Here is an 18047-nt window from a genome sequence, read left to right on the forward strand (position 1 = left end):
AAAATAAGTTTTTAGGAAATTTATGCGTATTTTTGGTATTATTTTATTAAGTTTTTGTTTATGTTTTGCTTCTATATTGTCTTTAAATGAAGCTTTTAATGTAAAATCAAACTCTTATAATAACTCTATCTCAATTGATATTGAACTTGGAAAAGATATTTATCTTTATTCTAATAAACTTAAATTATATATAAATGAAAAAGATATAAGTTCTTTGATTAATTTACCTCAAAGCTCTACAAGAGGCAATGAAAATGTTTATTATCAAAAATTAAATTTAGCTTTGCCAAATTTACTACTAGAGCGCTTTGCAAAAAATACTACAAATTTAATCAAACTCGAATTTCAAGGTTGTTCTGAACAAGGCTTGTGTTATAATCCTCAAACTTGGTACTTTGATCTCATTTCTAAAAAAGATACTTTTGAAATTTCAAAACCTTATAAAGCTCAAAAAACAGATAAAAAAACTAAAATTGAATCTGAAGAAAGCTCTATAGCAAATTTTTTAGCAACAGATAACTTTTTTTGGATTTTGCTAAGTTTTTTTGGCTATGGACTTTTACTCTCCTTAACGCCTTGTATTTTACCTATGATTCCGATTTTATCTTCTCTTATCGTAGCAAAAAGTAATGCTAAATTTTCAAAAAAATATAGTTTTTTTCTCTCTTTTATCTATGTTTTTTTCATGTCTTTAGCCTATGCTATTGCTGGAGTTATAGCAAGTTTTCTAGGAGCAAGTATTCAAGGAATTTTACAAAAACCTATTATTTTAATTCTTTTTGCTCTAATTTTCATAGCTTTTGCTTTTGCTATGTTTGGAGCTTTTCGTTTCGAATTACCATTAAGATTTCAAACCTTTATACATAAAAAAAGCGAAAAAGGAAAGGGAGTTGTAGGTATAGCTATTATGGGATTTTTATCTGCTTTAATAGTAGGTCCTTGCGTAGCAGCCCCTTTAGCAGGTGCTTTAATTTATATAGCCAATACAGGCAATGCTTTATTAGGTGGTAGTGCACTTTTTATCATGAGTTTTGGCATGGGTATACCTTTGCTTTTCATAGGCTTAGGATTAGGTTTTATTAAGCCTGGTTTTTGGATGGAAAAAGTAAAAATTTTCTTTGCTTTTGTTATGTTGGCTATGGCTATTTGGATACTTTCTAGAATTATTGAAGAAAATTACATTTTAATTGCCTATGGAATTTTAGGTGTATTTTTTAGTGTTTTTATGGGAATTTTTGAAAAAAGTTTTACGATAATTTCTAAAATTAAAAAAAGTATTTTAATTCTTATTTTAGCTTATTCTCTAAGCATTTTCCTAGGGGGAATTTTTGGGGTTAAAAATTTCTTAAATCCTTTAAATTTCAATACTACATCTACCTCAAAACCTGCTCTAAGCTATGATTATATCAGTAATTTTGAACAATTAAAGCAAGAAATACAAACAAATACAAAGCCCATAATGCTTGATTTTACTGCATCTTGGTGTGAAAATTGCAAACTTTTAGATGAATTAACCTTTAGCGATGAAAGAATCATACAAAAAATGCAAAATTACAAACTTATCAAAGTTGATGTAAGCGAAAATAATAATGAACAAATTAAAACCATGAAAGAATTTAATGTTTTTGGCCCACCTGTTTTAATTTTCTTTGAAAATGGAAAAGAAAAATTAAAAATCACGGGTTTTATCAGTGCTGATGATTTATTAAAAAAACTAGAACCATGAAAATTCAAAGTTTGCAAATAGGGAAAATTAAAAAAACCATAAAAATTTCCAAAACGCATTTATTAAAGATATTTACCTAGAAAAAACATAGATTGATTTTCTGGGTATTTTAGATGATCAAATAGCTAATAAAATTCATCACGGAGGCTACCATAAGGTATTTTTGCCAACTCTTGTCAAAACTATCCTATATGAGAAAGATTTCTTAATAAAAAGCTAAATTTTGGCTCAATGAGTGAAAATTTGAGCATCGATGGGCTTTATGAACAAAATGTTTGCATAGATGATATACATCAAATTTCAAATGCAAAACTGCAAGTAAGCGAACCTAGAAAACCTTGTGTAAAAATTTCTAAAATTCACAATAATCCAAATTTTACACATGAAATTTTTAAAATGGGCTTGAGTGGATGGTATTATAAAGTTTTACAAGTTGAACAAATACGAAAGTATGAAAACATTAAAATTTTAGAAAAAAAATCTACTTCACTTAGTATATTTAAACTCAATCAACTTTTTTACTCCCCACATCAAATTCTTAAGAAAAATCCAAATTTAATTAGATAAATTAGAAAAATTAAACTCTCTCATATCTCAAAATTGGCACGAAACGATACACAAACGCTTAAAAAATACTTACGATACAAGTTATATGGATAGCTTATAAGTTTTTAAAGTTATTTTTAGATAAAATAATCCTTTTTTGAAAGGATAATCATGCAAAGACAAACATGGAGTAGCACACTAACTTATATTCTAACAGTTGCTGGAGCAACCATAGGATTTGGAGCAACTTGGCGTTTTCCCTATCTTGTAGGAGAAAATGGTGGCGGCGCTTATGTATTAGTTTTTTGTATAGCCATGATTATCATAGGCATTCCTGTTATTTTAGTTGAAAATGTCATAGGCAGAAAAGCGATGACAAATAGCGTAGATGCTTTTAAACAAAAATGGCAAAGTATTGGATACATGGGACTTTTAGGAAGCTTTGGCATAATGGCTTACTACATGGTACTTGGAGGATGGGTTTTAGTTTATATTTGGGAATTAACCCTAGGGAATTTTAGCCTTGCCAATGTAGTAAGCAAAGAATTTACTCATCAGTTTTTTAACGACAAGATAGCCTTCAATCCTTTGGGGGTCGGTATTTTTACCACTGTTTTTGTAATTATTAATTACATTATTTTAAAAAGAGGCATTATAGATGGTATAGAAAAATCTGTAAAATTTTTAATGCCCTTATTATTTATCTGTCTTATTATTGTTGTAGGACGCAATTTAACCCTTGATGGAGCTATAGCTGGAGTTAAATTTTATCTTGAACCTGATTTTAGTAAAATTTTATCACCAAAACTTTTAATCGATGTTTTAGGGCAAGTTTTTTTTGCTTTATCCCTAGGTTTTGGGGTGATGATAACACTTTCATCTCATCTTAATAAAAATGAAAATATGGCAAAAACCGCTATTTATACAGGGGTTTTAAATACTATCATAGCTGTTTTGGCTGGTTTTATGATTTTTCCAGCACTTTTCTCAGCGGGACTTGCTCCAGATAGCGGGCCTTCTTTGGTTTTTGAAACTTTACCTATAGCATTTTCTCATATCCATTTTGGCACCATTGTGTGTATTTTATTTTTTATCTTACTCTTGATTGCAGCTTTAACCACAAGCTTGCCAATTTATCAAGTTATTATTAGCGTATTAGAAGAAAAATTTAAATATTCTAAAAATCTTTCTATTAACCTAACTCTAGGGTTTATCTTCATACTTGGCAATCTTCCTTGTATTCTAACTTATGGGCCTTGGCGTGATATTGTTATCATCAAAGGAAAAAACATTTTTGATAGTTTTGATTTCATTAGTGGAAATATTTTGTTTGTTTTAACTGCATTTTTTTGCTGCATTTATGTAGGTTGGATTTTAGGCAAACAAGAAAGTCTAAAAGAACTTAGCAATAACAATACACTTAAAAGTTCATGGTTTGGAATTTGGTTTTATTATGTAAAATATATAGTACCTTTGATTATTTTAATCATTTTTATCTATGGAATTTTAAACTAATTTTTTAAATTTATATCTCTCTAACATAGTGGAATTTCCTAAAATTCCACCTTGATGTATATAAAGCAATGGTTTTTTCCACTCTTGTTTTAATGCTATACTTAATCCTAAAATATCATACAACAAGTCAAATTCTATATTGCACTTTAACTTTAAATCCATATAAAGCTCATAAAATTCTTTATACGGCTTAGCAAAGTGATATTTTTTATCACTTGTTAAAAATTCTAAATTTGAAAAATCATAGCTTGGATCTAATGTTAAAATTTGTTTTTTAAGATATTTAATATCACCTACACAAGCACAAGTAAATACTTTAAATTTAGAATACTTTGCCAAAAAAGCTGCCGAAGTGCCTGTACCCGAAGGTAAAAAAATATCAAAATCAAGCTTTAAACTTTGACTTTGCATTTGAATTTCTTGAGCAAGCTCCATATAGCCATATTGAGCTTCTAAATTAGCCATGCCTTGTTCTATAAAAATATCATCTTTTTTACACAAAGACAAGGCAAATTGCTTTAAGGAGGATAAAGAATGGATATTTTCTACAAAATTAACACCATTTTCTAAAGCTAAAGCATAGTTTCCACAAGGATTATTCTTAAGAAAAGTAGAAATTTTTTCACAAGCAAAAACAAGCTTATATGATCTTTGTTTAGCAAAAATACTTAATGCCGCCAAAGCATTACTTTGGCTTCCTCCATAACTTACAAAAGATTGATTTTTAGGATATCTTTGATGGATATAAAAAGCAAGTTTCCTAGCTTTATTTCCATTAATTTCTCCTAATAAATCATCTCTTTTAATATAAAATTCAAATCCGTTAAAATTGATTTTTTGTATAGGACTAATTGTTTTAATGAAATTCAAAGAATTTTTCTACATCCTTTAAAGCATTATCATTTTTAATGCTAAATTTTATTTCTATGCGACGACTCTTATCCTTATCTTCAACTCCGTTGACAAACACAGGATCTGAAAAAGAACGTCCACTTGCCATTAAAAGCTTTTGAAGCTTATCACTCTTATAAAAAGTATAGATAAAATTCATCACCTCATAAGCTCTTTTTTGCGACAAATCTAAATTATAAATATAAGATCCATCACTATCAGTATGTCCTTCAATAATGATATTTTCAATGTTGGAAAAAATTTTTGGATCTTCAAGAATAGCATCAAAATATTCGCTTAAGATTTTTCTCAAACTTGCCTTTGCCTCATTTTTTAACACATAAGAATCTTTATCAAAAAGTACTTCAGCAGGCAAAGAAATAGATCCTGTCTTTTCATCTATAGTGATATTATTATCAAGTTTGCTTTGTAATTCCTTGCTTAAATTTTCACGAATCAAACCAAGATTTTGCACCTTTTCTTTAGCTTTTTGAAAATCTTCTTGTAAATTTTTAAGCTCTTCATCTTTTTTCTCTAGTTGACCTAGTAAAATCAAAATTTGCTTATCTTTATTATCTAAAGTTGAGTTTAAATCTTTGCTTAACTGCTTGTAATTTGTAATATTAGCCTCTAATTCTGCTTTTTGAGAATTAGCAAGATTTAAAGCACTAGAAGCATTGTTTAAATCAGAACTTAGTTTAAACACTATGGCTTCTTTATTTCTAAGCTCTTCTTTACTCTCCTCTAAGCGTGCCTCTTGTTTATTGAGATTGTCTTTAATTTCTTTTAAATCACTTTGAGTTAAAACATATTTTACAACAATAGCACCTATTAGCAAAATAAAAACAAACAGCAATCCTGCCATTAAATCAGCATAAGCTATCCAAAAATTGCTATCTTCTTTTGTCTCATTTTTCATTTATTTTCTTTATCTTCATTTTTTAGCTCATCATTGCTTTCTTGCTTAGATATTTTTGCTTGAATTTCATCTTGATTTTCTTCAGTCTTAGACTCTGAAAAATCTTCTATTTGTTTGGTTTCATTTTCTTTATTTTGATTTCCATCCCCAGAAAGCTTACTCATCATTTGACTTGTTTCTTCATCAAGTGCTTTCATTTCTTTTTTAAGCTCATCCATCATTTTGATTTTAGCATCGATACTTTTTTCTTCTTCATATACTTCCTTAAATTTATGCATACCTTCAAACAAGCTTGCTTTAAATCCCTCAAAAACCTTTTCTTGACTTTCCAACATTGCTTTTTCATAAAGTTCAAAATTTTTACCAAAACGCTCTACTTTTTCATCGAATGCACTTAGCGTCTTATCAAGATGATGAATTTTATCACTACTGATATCGAGCAAGCGATTATATTGTTCTGACATTCTTGTATTGATTTCTTTCAAATTTTGATTGAGCAAACCTATGCCATTTAACATTTCACTATAAAGCTTTCCAAGATCGCGTTGATCTCTTTGTGCTTTACTAAGCTCACCCATGGTTTGTTTGATGTGTTCACTACTTAATCTAATAGCCTTTTCTTCTACATTTAGCATATCTTGAAAAATACCAAATTTTCTATCAATAGCATGATCAAGCTCTGCAAAAAAATCATCATTACTAACTTGTTTAAAAATTGCTCCCATTTTTTCAAAATGCTGCAAACTCTCAGTTAAATACCTTTGATCAAGCTCTTCTTTTGTCCAAAAAAATCCACTTGTAGCATTTTTTTGACGATTTAGCAAACGATCTATTTTACTTTTACCATATTTTTCAAAAAACATCCACCATAATGCAAGAAAAATTCCATAAATTGAAACATAAAAAGCAGTTCCCACTCCACTTAACAAATCTGCAATTTCTTGTTCTAAAGCGGCTGTATCACTAGAGCTAAAATTTGGCATTGAAAAAGCTATACTGATAAAAGTCCCTAAAATTCCCATCATTGGAAAAATTGCCGAACCTATACTAGCAAAGTTCTCATTTCTTGCACCTTTAATATATGCATAAGCAAAGTCATCAAAATTGGCATTTGATTTTGTGTCTTTCCCTATGGCAAGAAAATGCCTCATAATATGTCTTTTTAAAACCTGTTTAAATTCATCTTTTTGTTGTTCAAAAATACTATACGCATACTCAGCACTATGTCTAGCAAAAATCAATGCTGTAAAAAAAATCACACCTGTCATAATAACCGTATGTAATTCAACCTTAAAATCAATTACATTAAAATAACCCGATAAAATCAAAATATAAAGAAAAGCTGGAATAAAAATAATTTTAAAATAAACCAAAGAACCTCTTGCATCTTTGCCTTCAGGCAAAACAAGTTCTGAAATTTCATCTGATTTAATATCCATGAAACCAATACCTCATTAAATTTTATTTTAAAGATTGTTACTAAATTTAATAAAAATTTTTAAAACAAAATAAAACTAAGCCTTTAAAATGCTTAGTTTTTGTTTATACAGTTTAAATCTTCAAAAGCGACTTCAAGACGCTTTATCATGCTTTCTTCACCACTTCTTAACCAAACACGCGGATCATAGTATTTTTTATTTGGCTTGTCATCACCTTCTGGATTTCCAATTTGTCCTTGCAAATAAGCCCTATTTTTAAGTTCATATTCACGCACCCCATCCCAAAAAGCCCACTGGGTATCTGTGTCAATATTCATCTTAATTACGCCATAACTTACTGCATTTTTAATATCTTTTAGCTCGCTACCGCTACCACCATGAAATACAAAATTTATAGGCTTATCGCTATTTAAAGCAAATTTATCTTTGACAAATTTTTGCGAATTTTTTAAAATTTCAGGTTGTAAGCTAACATTTCCTGGCTTGTAAACTCCATGTACATTTCCAAAGCTTGCTGCGATTGAAAATTTATCACTAATTTTTCCAAGTCTTTCATATGCAAGTGCTACATCTTCTGGTTGGGTATAAAGCTTGGAATTATCAATGCCTGTATTATCCACTCCATCTTCTTCGCCACCTGTACAACCTAGTTCTATTTCAAGCGCGACATCTAAAGCATCAAGTTTTTGAAGATAAACTTCACATGTGTTAAGATTTTCTTCTAAACTTTCTTCGCTAAGATCAAGCATATGAGAACTAAATAAAGCTTGTCCATGGGTTTTTTTATATTGTGCATTTGCCTCAATAAGCCCATCAATCCAAGGTAAAAGTTTTCTTGCAGCATGATCAGTGTGTAAAATCACAGGTACACCATAAGCTTTAGCAAGTAAATGTACATGTTTAGCCCCACTAATTGCACCTAAAACTTCTCCATTAGGACAATTTTTCCCTGCATAAAATTTTGCCCCACCATTTGAAAACTGGATAATAACTGGAGAGTTAACTTTTTTTGCAGCTTCTAAAACTGCATTAATAGAATCAGTTCCTACAACATTAACAGCAGGGATAGCAAAACCCTCTGCTTTAGCATAGTCATAAACTTTATTAAGCTCATCTCCGCTAATCACCCCTGCTTTTACAATGTCTAAAACACCCATTATTTATATTCCACTTTAGCACTATTTAAAAGATCTTGGCCTTTTTGATTGATAACTTTTTTAAATTCTTCAAATTTAAGTCCGTTTTCAATACCTTGTTTTACTTCATCAAATTTGATTTGACCTTTAGCCTGCGAATTTTCTTTTAAGATTACATGATAGCCAAAATTCGTTTTTATTGGAGTTGTAGTAATAGTACCATTTTTAAGTGCAAAAGCAGCATCTGTAAAAGGCTTTACCATAGTTGATTGATCAAACCAACCAAGCTCACCACCTTGGTTTTTTGAACCTGGATCAATTGATTTCTCTTTAGCAAGCTCACTAAATTTAGCATCTAGTTCTTTACCTTTTAAACCTTTAAGTTCGTTAATAATATCCTTAGCTTCTTTTTCTGTCGCTACTAAGATATGTTTTGCTTGCACTCTCGCAGGTTTTACGTATTTGTCTTTATTTTGATCATAAAAAGCTTTAACTTTAGCCGCATCAATTTTAATTGTATTTAAAATTTTCTCTTGATAAACATTAACAAGTATTGCATCTTTTGCACGATCAAGTTCTTTTGTGTATAAAGGATCTTTTTCTAAATTTTGTTTTTTAGCATCTTGCAAAATTAAGTCTTGCATAATATACTGCTGAATAAGAGCTTTTTTTTGATTATCTGGCAAAGTTTTAAAATCCTGTCCTCTAAGCATAGGGGCAAAAAATTCACTTACTTCTGTATCACTAATGCTCTTGCCATTAACAGTGGCTACTGTAGCTGCATTTACATTTAAAGCTACACCTGCAATCAAAGCTGCTGCAACTAAAGAAATTTTTTTCATTGGGTTTCCTTTTTAATAAAATGTATATAAAATCGATTATATCTAAACTTGGTTTAAAGCTAATTAACTAAAATTAAAAAATGAAAAGAAATTTAGAAATCAAAGAGCTTTTTTTAAAACATTTTGAAAAACCTGTAACAGAACTTAAATTTTCAAATTTATACGAACTATTAGTCTGCGTGATGCTTTCAGCCCAATGCACTGATAAAAGAGTTAATATCATCACTCCTGATCTTTTTAAAGCTTATCCTGATATCAAATCCCTTGCAAATGCAAATTTATCAAGCCTTAAAACCTACATACAAACTTGTTCATTTTTTAATAATAAAGCACAAAATCTTATAAAAATGGCAAAATCAGTTTGTGAAAATTTTGACGGAGAAATTCCCCTTGAAGAAGAGAAATTAAAATCCTTAGCAGGCGTGGGACAAAAAACCGCCCATGTGGTTTTAATAGAATGGTGTGGAGCAAATTTCATGGCTGTAGATACTCATGTTTTTAGAGTTTCTCACCGCTTAGGACTTAGCAAAGCAAAAACTCCAGAAGCTACAGAAGAAGATTTAACACGCATATTTAAAGATAATCTTAACTATCTTCATCAAGCCATGGTTCTTTTTGGACGCTACACTTGTAAAGCTAAAAAACCTTTATGTAAAGAATGTTTTTTAAATCATCTTTGCAAAAGTAAAGATAAGGAACTTAAATGAAAATTTTCATCTTTTTACTCGCTATATTTCTTAATATTTTCGCCTTAGAATCTTACAAGCCTAGTGCTGATTTTTCTTCTTATTTTAACAACATAAACTGCTCGCAAATCTTAGATAAGTTTTTTTATCTAAATTGCTATGATTATAAACTCAAAGGTACAAAAGCCATTGCTTATAAAGCAGAAGCTTCAAATTTAAAAAATAAACAAATTAAAAAACGCCCTCGCTTTGAAGATGATACAAATATTCCTAAAAAATACCGCACTACTTGGAGTGATTATAAAAACAGCGGCTACACGCGAGGACACACTGCACCCAATGCTTCTTTTAGCTTTAGTAAAGCTGCTCAAAATTCAGTATTTTTAATGAGTAATATTACCCCACAAAATGCGCAAATAAATAATAAAATTTGGAATGAAATCGAACAAAGAGAAAGAAATTTGGCTTTAAAATTTCAAAGTATTGAAGTTTTAAATTTAGTACTTTACGATAAAGAACCACAATACATTAAAAACCGTATTGCTATACCAAGTTTTTATGTAAAAATTATTAAAACTCCGAAATTTAAAGAATGCTATCAAGTACCAAACCACGAAGTAAATGATGAAAATATTAAACAGTATCAAATAAATTGTGATAAATTTTAAGGTATAAATTATGGAGATAAATGCTCTTACAATAACCACTCTTTATATCATAGGTATTTCCGCAGAAGGAATGACAGGGGCTTTAGCTGCAGGACGCCATAAAATGGATCTTTTTGGAGTTATTTTTATTGCTCTCGTAACAGCAATTGGAGGTGGAAGCATACGAGATGTGCTTTTAGGACATTATCCTTTAACTTGGGTTAAACATCCTGAATATATTATTTTAATCTGTTTTTGCGCCCTTGTAGCTACAAAAATTCCACGCGTAGTAACCAAGCTTGAGGCTTTATTTCTAACTCTTGATGCTATAGGACTTGTTGTTTTTAGCATACTTGGAGCTCAAATAGCCATAGATCAAAACCATGGCTTTATCATAGCCGTTGCTGCTGCTGTAATTACCGGTGTTTTTGGTGGAATTTTAAGAGATATTTTATGTATGAGAATCCCCTTGGTGTTTCAAAAAGAAATTTATGCAGGAATTGCCATAATTGCAGGAGCAATCTACTATTCACTTATAGTTTGGTTCGAACTTAATGCCTTAGTTTGCACACTTTTAACTCTTTTTATAGGAGTTTTTGCAAGGCTTTTAGCTATCAAATATCAATGGTCTTTACCTATTTTTTCTTACAATGAAGAAAAATAATTTATCGTTGCTTTATGCAAGTTTGCTAAGATATTAGAAATTTTAGGAGATTGATAAATGCAAAGACTAAGTATTTTACTTACGATTTTAATAGTTATTAATATAACAGCTTGCGATAGCAAAACAGAAAATTACTACAAAAATCATCCTAGTGAAGCAAAAGAAAAAGCGAAAGAATGCAAAGAAAGCGGAACTCTTAGCGAAGATTGTATTAATGCATTAAAAGTTGGTGTTAAACCAACAAATGAAGAGAGTAAATACAGTCCAAACACACCAAAAAAATCTGATAATCAGATATTAGAAGCTTTAAAACAAAATGATTTAACCACAAAAGATATTAACCAAAGTTCAGAAAATAATGAAAGTATTATAATACCACCTATAGCAGAAACACCTTCTGAAATTTATCCTTCTAAAACAAAGGATGACAATCAAAGTTCTATCTTTAGTGATGATATTAACATAACACAGGAAAAGTTACCATGAAAACAACTATTTTTTTAAGCCTTATTGGTATATTTTTTGCAGCATGCGAACAAACCAAAAGTGTAGAATATTATCAAAATCACCCTGAAGAAGCAAAAAAAAGAAGTTTAGAATGCAGACACAAAGCTATCATCAGTCAAGATTGTGTTAATGCATATAAGGTAGGTTTTCCAAAAGATGAATGGGAAGATGAAAATATTTCTAATCCTTAAAAGCTATGAAAGTTTCAAAATTTGCCCATTTAAAAATACTTTCTATTTTTTTAAAACCTGCCTTTTCTAGCATATTTAAATTTTCTTTTTGACTATAAGGAATTAAAACATTTTCTAAAGCCTCTCTTTTAGCTGCGATTTCAAATTTAGAATAGCCTTGTTTTTCTTTGTAGTCTGCATAAAGCTCTATGATATTTTTAGACAAAAAAGCATCTTCATAAAGGATTTTTTCACTCATAATCAAAATGCCTTTAGGGTTTAAATTTTTATAAATTTTATCAAGCAATTCCTGTCTTTTAGGAGGGCGAATAAACTGCATGGTATAATTTGCCACAAAAACATCGCAAGTAAAAAAATCAAATTCGCATAAATTAGCTTCAAAAAAACTTATATCAAGTCCATAAGCTTTAGTTTTTGACTTTGCAACTTCAAGCATAGAAGCAGAATTATCCACGCCAAAAAGTTTAAAATCCTTTCTTAGATTTGCTAAAAAAATCAAAAAATTAGCACTTGAACAGCCCAAATCACAAACACTTGCATTTGCAAGTAAAATTTTAGCCAATAAATTAGCACAAAGTTCTAAATTTTCTCTATAAAATGGCACAGAACGATTAATCATATCATCAAAAACACTAGCCACACTTTTATCAAATTCAAATTGTTTTCTAGGGCTTTGTTTAAAAAGTTCATCTTTCATCATTTTTCCTTCAATATTTTTTTAGCTTGTTCTATGTCTTTGGCAATTTGATTTTTAAGTTTTTTTAAATCTTGAAATTTTTGATTCTCTCTTAGAAAAGATATAAACTCAAGTTCGAAAAACTCCCCTTGTGTGAAATTTTCACCCAATTCTTCTAAAATGTGACTTTCTATGGCAAAATTTTCATCGCTTGATCTTACACCTAAAAAACTCACACTTTTATAAATTTTTCTTTGACTTTTTAATAAAGTAGCATAAACACCATTTTGAGGCAAAAAATAGCCTTCGCAATCTAAATTTATAGTCGCAAAAAGTTCTTTAGAACCCAAACCTTGTCCTTTAATCAACTTTCCTTTGATACTATAATCTCTTCCTAAAAATTCTTTTGCTTTTTGTAAATTTGCTTTTGATAAAAAATCCTTAATTAAACTTGCATGAACACCTATTCCACCTATGCTAAATTCATCAACTATTATAGTTTTTATCCCACTTAAAGACTCGATATCTTTAGCACTATAAGCCCTATTTTTTCCGAAAGAAAAATCATATCCCACTACTATAAATTTCAAATTGACAAATTCTTTTTTCAAAAAGCTTAAAAAATCTTTACCATCTAAAGATTTTATACTTTCAAAATCCACTTCTATAACTTTTTTTCCTGAAATTTCTTCTTTTTGACGATTTGAACAAAGAAATTGACCTTTAAATTTATTAATAACCAACAAAGCCCCATTCTCATCTAAACATTTTACAAGTTTTAGATGCCCTAAATGTATACCATCAAAACAACCTATAGCTAAAGAAGTAATATTAATTTTTGATATAGTAGTAAAAATATTCAACATTACCTTCCTTTCCTTTAATACTTGATTTTTGCGTATTTTTTAAAAGCCAACCTAACTTAGCACATGCTTTTTCAAAATCCATTCTTGCCTTTAAGATTGCCTTGCCATCTTTTAAAACACCTTTTTTATCTCTTTTGATATTTTTTCCCACTTCAAACTGAGGTTTAAAAAGTAAAATAATTTCCTTTAAAGCTAAATTATCAATATAATAAAGTAAATTAATAAGAGAAATAAAACTCACATCACAAGTAATAAACTCAAATTTTTCTTCACTTTTAAAGGCTCTAAGATCTGTATTTTCATGCAATATAATTTTTTCATTTGCTCTTAAACTTGGATGGAGTTGATTACTACCCACATCAAGAGCAGCGATTTTTAAAGCCTGATTTTCAAGTAAAATTTGTACAAAACCACCCGTACTAGATCCTATATCAAGACAATTTTTATGTTTTATTTCAATATCATTTTCTTCTAAAAAATTTTTTAATTTCAAAGCTGCTCTTGAAACATAAATTTCACTTAAAAGATCCAATTTTAACTCATTGGCTAAAAGTATATCTTCAGGATTTAAATCTTGCGTTTTTTTTAAATTTTCTAAAAAATTTTTCACATCAAAAGAAGCTTTAAAACTTTTACCATTAAGCAAAACCTCTTCATTTTCTATAAGCTCTAAAGCTTTATTTCTACTGATATTTAAACGCTTTGAAACAAAAAAATCAAATCTCATTTTAAACTCTCATTTATTCTTTTTTCCAAGTCTTCTTTTTCTTTAGAAAACCACCAAATGCCTATTTCAAAAGCATTTTTTTTAAAAATTTCTCTAAGATCTTTAAGATCTTTTTCAAAAAGATCTTTTTCTTTTTGAATTAAACTTAAATTATGATCTTTTAAAAAATTAAAATTATTCATCCATAAAAGTATTTGTTCTTGTTCAGATTTTAAGGCATTATTTCTTTGCTCTTTTAAAAAATAACTTGCTAAAACCATGATAAAACACAAAAATAAAACAATTATTTTTATCTTTATTTTCAAAACAAAATTAAAAACAAAAGCCAAAAGAGAGCAAAACATAAAAAAATTAAAAAAATCAAAAATAAAATTTAAAACCCTAAATCCCAAATATCCAAAATAAGAAAAAATAAAAAATTTTAAATTTGAAACAAAATACAATAATTCAGATAAAAAATCAAAATAAACAAAAGAAGCACTCTTATAAGCAATGATTTTCCTAGAAAAAAGTTCTAAATTTAAAATTTCATTGTAAGTAAAAAAAAGCCCATAAAATGCATAAAATAAAGCAGTAAAAAAACTAGCGATAACAACTATTCTAAAGTCATTATAAGCATTATCTACAAATTGCAAATGTAATTCTTTTTTTAAAAATATCATCAATAAAGGCAAAATTATAAATATAAAAACAAAATCAATTTTTTCAAGATTTAAAAAATTTAAAAATAAAGAAATAAGTCCAAAAATCGCCAAGAAAAAACTAAAAATATAAAGATAAAAATCCCCCATACTAACACGATAAAACAAACTTCCCTTAATCAAAGTAGCTTCTTTTATAATATTTTTTCTAAGCTTTAAAAATAAAAAGAATTCCCAAAAAAGTGTTAAAAAAATAGGAATTAAAAAAAACAAAGAAAAAGTACTCCTTTGCCAAGTTAGCAAAAAGCCAAAAAGGCTTAAAAGCGTTAAAATATAAGAACTATTCTTTAACAAGCTCATTAAAAGCACTTTCATCTATACATTTTACTTCAAGCTCTTTAGCCTTGCTAAGCTTAGAACCTGCCTCTTCTCCAAAAAGCACATAGTCAGTCTTTTTAGAAACCGAACCACTTACCTTACCCCCAAGTTTTTCTATCAAAGCCTTAAACTCATCTCTTGGACGTGAAAGAGTGCCTGTAATCACAAAAGTTTTACCAAAAATCACACCATCGCTTTTGATTTCAAGTTTTTCTATTTTCAAATTTAAAAGCTTGTAAAACTCATCAATTCTTGTATGATTAACACGTGTAAATTCACAAAGACTTAAAGCCATTTGCTCTCCAAAACCTTCTAAATTGGCATAAGCTTCAAAGCTTTGCTTGTGCCATTGTGCGCCAAAACTTAAGCTTAATTTTTTAGCCGCAACCTCGCCAATATGCTCTATCCCTAAAGCCGTAATAAAACGAAAAAGCTCACATTCTCTTGCTTGCTCTATGGCATTTAAAAGATTGTTAATTTTCTTTTCTTTAAAGCCTTCTAAGCCTTCAAAATCACTAAATTTTAAATGAAAAATACTCTCGAGCGTAGTGATTTTTTTATGCTTGTATAAAAGTTCTACTATATTTTCTCCAAGTCCGTCGATATTAAGACATTTTTTAGAAACAAAATGAATGATAGAATTTACAAGTCTATCTTCACAATCTATATTTTGACATTTTATTAAAGTTCCTTCATCAAAAAGCTCACTTTGACAAGTAGGACAAAGCTTAGGGCGTGAAATTTCCATCTCTAAACCTTCTCTACGCTCTTTAAAAACCTTAGTGATCTTAGGAATAACATCACCACTTCTTATCACGCTTACAAAATCATTGATTTTAACATCAAGTCTTGCAATCTCATCAAAATTATGAAGCGTGGCTGATTTTACTACAACCCCATCTAAATTTACAGGTTCTAAAACCGCCACAGGAGTGATCACCCCGCTTCTCCCAACTTGTAAATTTACCCCTATTAAACGCGTGGTTTTTTCAAGTGCAGGAAATTTAAAAGCTGCCATAAATTTTGGAAATTTTACCGTATAGCCTAATTCTTCACAAAGTGCAAGATCATCAACTCTTACCACCATTCCATCCATCATCATAGGCTTTTTTTCTCTTAAAGCTAAAAGCTCATTATAAGCCTTTAAAACCTCGTCTAAATTAACACAAAGTCTTACAAAATCATCTTTTAAAAAACCAAGCTCTCTGATAAATTGCATCACCTCGCTGTGTTTGGTGAAATTTAAGGTATTTTCCCCTACCCCCCAAGGATAAAATTTCAAATTTCTTTCTTTAGTGATGCTTGTATCAAGCTGCCTTAAACTTCCGCTTGCAGCATTGCGTGGATTAGCAAATAAACTTTGATTTGAAAAGGCTCTTTTTTCATTGATTTTCTCAAAATCATCTTTTAAAATCACCACTTCTCCACGAATTTCTATCCTTTCTTTATAGGCTATATTTTTAGGTATATTTTCTATCTCAAAAACATTAAGCGTTATATCCTCGCCCACTTCGCCATCACCCCTAGTGGCACCGCTTACTAATTTACCATTTTCATAAAGTAAATTTAAACTCGCTCCGTCAAATTTAGGCTCTATAAAAAAGTTTTTTTCACATTTTGTGCGTTTTGCCCAAGCCCTAAGCTCACTCTCATCAAACACATCTTCCATCGACCACATACGCTTTAAATGAGCTATTTTTTTAAACTCGCTTTGTATAGTAGGAGCTATTTTTTGCGTTGGAGAGTCTTTTGAAATTTCATCTTTGTTTTGTTCTTCAAAAACTCTTAATTCTCTGATTAAAGCATCGTATTCTTCATCGCTAGCCAAGGGTTCATCTTTTTCATAATATGCCCTCATCCACAAATTTGCTAAAGCAACTTTTTCTAAATACTCTTCTTTTTTCATCTAAACTCCTATATTGTCCATTGCTTGTGCTAAAGCAAAAAGTTGTTTGTGCTCGTATAAATCATGCACTCTTATAATACTAGCACCATTTTCAAAAGCCTTTAAATGCAAATACAAAGTTCCTGCTAAACGATCTTTAATCTCGCTTTGAAAATACGCATTAATCACACTTTTGCGACTCGCACCTATAAGTAAAGGTTTATTAAATTGCAAAAAATGCTCTAAGTGTTTGATTAAAATCATATTATGCTCCGCACTCTTTCCAAAACCAATACCTACATCTAAAATACTTTCTTTTACTCCAAAACTTTCTAAAAGTTCAAGTTTTTCTTTAAAAAACAAAGTCATCTCATCGAGCAAATCTTCATAAAAAGGATTATCTTGCATGTTATTCGGATTGTTTTGCATGTGCATTAAGCAATATTTTGCCTCATATTTACTTGCAAGTTTAGCCAGATTAAGATTTCTTAAACTTGTAATATCATTTATAAGTTTAAAACCCTTATTTAAAGCATATTCTAGGCAATATTCATCAAAACTATCTAAACTAAAAATCGCTTTTTCATGATAATTTTTCTCATAAATTAAGTCAAGTATTTTTTTTAGTCTTTTAAATTCCTCTTCCTTGCCACAATACTCACTCCCAGGTCTCGAACTAACCGCACCTATATCGATATACTCAGGCTTTAAAGCAAGAAAATCATTAAGCCTTTTTTCAAAGTCTTCTTCACTCACACGACTTTTTGCATTAAAACTGTCTTCATTGACATTAATCACTGCCATAAGCTCAGCTTTTTTTGGTTTTAAAAAATCTTTTTGCAAAAAAAGAGCCAAATTTTTAAGTCCAAAATCTTGAAGTTTTTCTTTAGCAATAAGTTTTTGAATTTGTTCTTTACTTGCCATTAAAAGTGCATTTGAATGAGTGATTTTTGCGGTAATTATTTCTTTATGGGTGATGAGCTCAGCTCCTACTCTTAAGGCATCTTGTTTTAAAATATTTGCTGCAGGAGTAGAAATATCTTTGATAAAAATAAAATGAATTTTTGTTTTTTTACTCATAATCTTTTGCCCCATTTTATGAGGGTTTATGAAAGAACAAAGTAAATTAAAATCGGTATTTGGATTGATTTTAAAAAATTTCATT

The 18047-nt window shown here is 29.5% G+C and carries 17 protein-coding genes and 2 pseudogenes; 8 read left to right on the forward strand and 11 right to left on the reverse strand.

Translation table 11 applies throughout. The annotated features are described in order from the left end of the window. Window positions 1-22: 22 nt before the first annotated feature. The 3 genes and pseudogenes from dsbD (at window position 23) to AJ886_RS00200 (ending at window position 3787) form a co-directional block, all read left to right on the forward strand. Window positions 23-1726, forward strand: a complete 1704-nt coding sequence (gene dsbD / locus AJ886_RS00190) for a protein-disulfide reductase DsbD (protein WP_070233267.1) — start codon at window positions 23-25, stop codon at window positions 1724-1726. Then, window positions 1723-2393: pseudogene (locus AJ886_RS00195) on the forward strand (MOSC domain-containing protein). The gene dsbD and the pseudogene AJ886_RS00195 overlap by 4 nt, the downstream one beginning before the upstream one ends. Before the next feature lie 50 nt (window positions 2394-2443). Continuing rightward, entirely contained in the window at window positions 2444-3787 is a 1344-nt protein-coding gene (locus tag AJ886_RS00200) for a sodium-dependent transporter (RefSeq protein WP_070274919.1), read from the forward strand. On the opposite strand, the gene AJ886_RS00205 is transcribed toward AJ886_RS00200, so the two are convergent. The 5 genes from AJ886_RS00205 to peb4 all read right to left on the reverse strand — a co-directional run bounded on the left by AJ886_RS00205 (window position 3779) and on the right by peb4 (window position 9014). After that, entirely contained in the window at window positions 3779-4657 is an 879-nt protein-coding gene (locus AJ886_RS00205; RefSeq protein ID WP_070274918.1) for a 1-aminocyclopropane-1-carboxylate deaminase/D-cysteine desulfhydrase, read from the reverse strand. The genes AJ886_RS00200 and AJ886_RS00205 overlap by 9 nt on opposite strands. Beyond that, entirely contained in the window at window positions 4644-5597 is a 954-nt protein-coding gene (locus tag AJ886_RS00210; protein WP_070274917.1) for an OmpA family protein, read from the reverse strand. The genes AJ886_RS00205 and AJ886_RS00210 overlap by 14 nt, the downstream gene beginning before the upstream one ends. Next, complete coding sequence (locus AJ886_RS00215; RefSeq protein WP_070285967.1) at window positions 5594-7036, reverse strand: MotA/TolQ/ExbB proton channel family protein; 1443 nt, start codon at window positions 7034-7036, stop codon at window positions 5594-5596. The genes AJ886_RS00210 and AJ886_RS00215 overlap by 4 nt, the downstream gene beginning before the upstream one ends. A 92-nt stretch (window positions 7037-7128) precedes the next feature. Next, window positions 7129-8193: a class II fructose-bisphosphate aldolase gene (gene fbaA, locus AJ886_RS00220; RefSeq protein ID WP_070274915.1), complete on the reverse strand. Its 1065-nt coding sequence runs from the start codon at window positions 8191-8193 to the stop codon at window positions 7129-7131. Beyond that, complete coding sequence (gene peb4 / locus AJ886_RS00225) at window positions 8193-9014, reverse strand: peptidylprolyl isomerase PEB4 (RefSeq protein WP_002931939.1); 822 nt, start codon at window positions 9012-9014, stop codon at window positions 8193-8195. Before peb4 ends, fbaA begins: the two co-directional genes overlap by 1 nt. A gap of 80 nt (window positions 9015-9094) precedes the next feature. On the opposite strand from peb4, the gene nth reads away from it, so the two are divergent. From nth to AJ886_RS00250, 5 genes are read left to right on the forward strand one after another with little or no spacing between them, the layout of a single operon-like run. Beyond that, window positions 9095-9721: an endonuclease III gene (gene nth, locus AJ886_RS00230; protein WP_052949600.1), complete on the forward strand. Its 627-nt coding sequence runs from the start codon at window positions 9095-9097 to the stop codon at window positions 9719-9721. Next, complete coding sequence (locus AJ886_RS00235; RefSeq protein WP_070286990.1) at window positions 9718-10368, forward strand: DNA/RNA non-specific endonuclease; 651 nt, start codon at window positions 9718-9720, stop codon at window positions 10366-10368. The genes nth and AJ886_RS00235 overlap by 4 nt, the downstream gene beginning before the upstream one ends. 10 nt (window positions 10369-10378) lie before the next feature. Beyond that, entirely contained in the window at window positions 10379-11011 is a 633-nt protein-coding gene (locus AJ886_RS00240) for a trimeric intracellular cation channel family protein (protein ID WP_070286991.1), read from the forward strand. A 57-nt stretch (window positions 11012-11068) separates the two neighbouring features. Next, window positions 11069-11497 (forward strand): EexN family lipoprotein, encoded by a 429-nt coding sequence (locus tag AJ886_RS00245; protein WP_070286992.1) that lies wholly within the window; start codon window positions 11069-11071, stop codon window positions 11495-11497. Continuing rightward, window positions 11494-11709 (forward strand): EexN family lipoprotein, encoded by a 216-nt coding sequence (locus tag AJ886_RS00250; protein ID WP_002871390.1) that lies wholly within the window; start codon window positions 11494-11496, stop codon window positions 11707-11709. The genes AJ886_RS00245 and AJ886_RS00250 overlap by 4 nt, the downstream gene beginning before the upstream one ends. Here the strand turns inward: AJ886_RS00250 and cmoA are convergent. The 6 genes and pseudogenes from cmoA to folP all read right to left on the reverse strand — a co-directional run bounded on the left by cmoA (window position 11699) and on the right by folP (window position 18046). Continuing rightward, a complete protein-coding gene (gene cmoA / locus AJ886_RS00255; RefSeq protein ID WP_074469916.1) occupies window positions 11699-12409 on the reverse strand; it encodes a carboxy-S-adenosyl-L-methionine synthase CmoA in 711 nt (236 codons plus the stop codon). The two genes, AJ886_RS00250 and cmoA, sit on opposite strands and share 11 nt — an antisense overlap. Next, window positions 12396-13251, reverse strand: a pseudogene (locus tag AJ886_RS00260) (bifunctional riboflavin kinase/FAD synthetase). The gene cmoA and the pseudogene AJ886_RS00260 overlap by 14 nt, the downstream one beginning before the upstream one ends. After that, window positions 13217-13978, reverse strand: a complete 762-nt coding sequence (locus tag AJ886_RS00265; protein ID WP_070286994.1) for a TlyA family RNA methyltransferase — start codon at window positions 13976-13978, stop codon at window positions 13217-13219. Before AJ886_RS00265 ends, AJ886_RS00260 begins: the two are co-directional and overlap by 35 nt. Continuing rightward, window positions 13975-14979 (reverse strand): hypothetical protein, encoded by a 1005-nt coding sequence (locus tag AJ886_RS00270; protein ID WP_079860704.1) that lies wholly within the window; start codon window positions 14977-14979, stop codon window positions 13975-13977. Before AJ886_RS00270 ends, AJ886_RS00265 begins: the two co-directional genes overlap by 4 nt. Continuing rightward, entirely contained in the window at window positions 14960-16903 is a 1944-nt protein-coding gene (ligA, locus tag AJ886_RS00275) for an NAD-dependent DNA ligase LigA (RefSeq protein WP_070286996.1), read from the reverse strand. Before ligA ends, AJ886_RS00270 begins: the two co-directional genes overlap by 20 nt. Next, window positions 16904-18046, reverse strand: a complete 1143-nt coding sequence (folP, locus tag AJ886_RS00280; RefSeq protein WP_070274909.1) for a dihydropteroate synthase — start codon at window positions 18044-18046, stop codon at window positions 16904-16906. It lies immediately after the preceding gene. Between the last annotated feature and the right edge of the window lies 1 nt (window position 18047).

It is taken from the genome of Campylobacter sp. BCW_6465, assembly GCF_001762815.1.
Lineage (GTDB): Bacteria > Campylobacterota > Campylobacteria > Campylobacterales > Campylobacteraceae > Campylobacter_D > Campylobacter_D jejuni.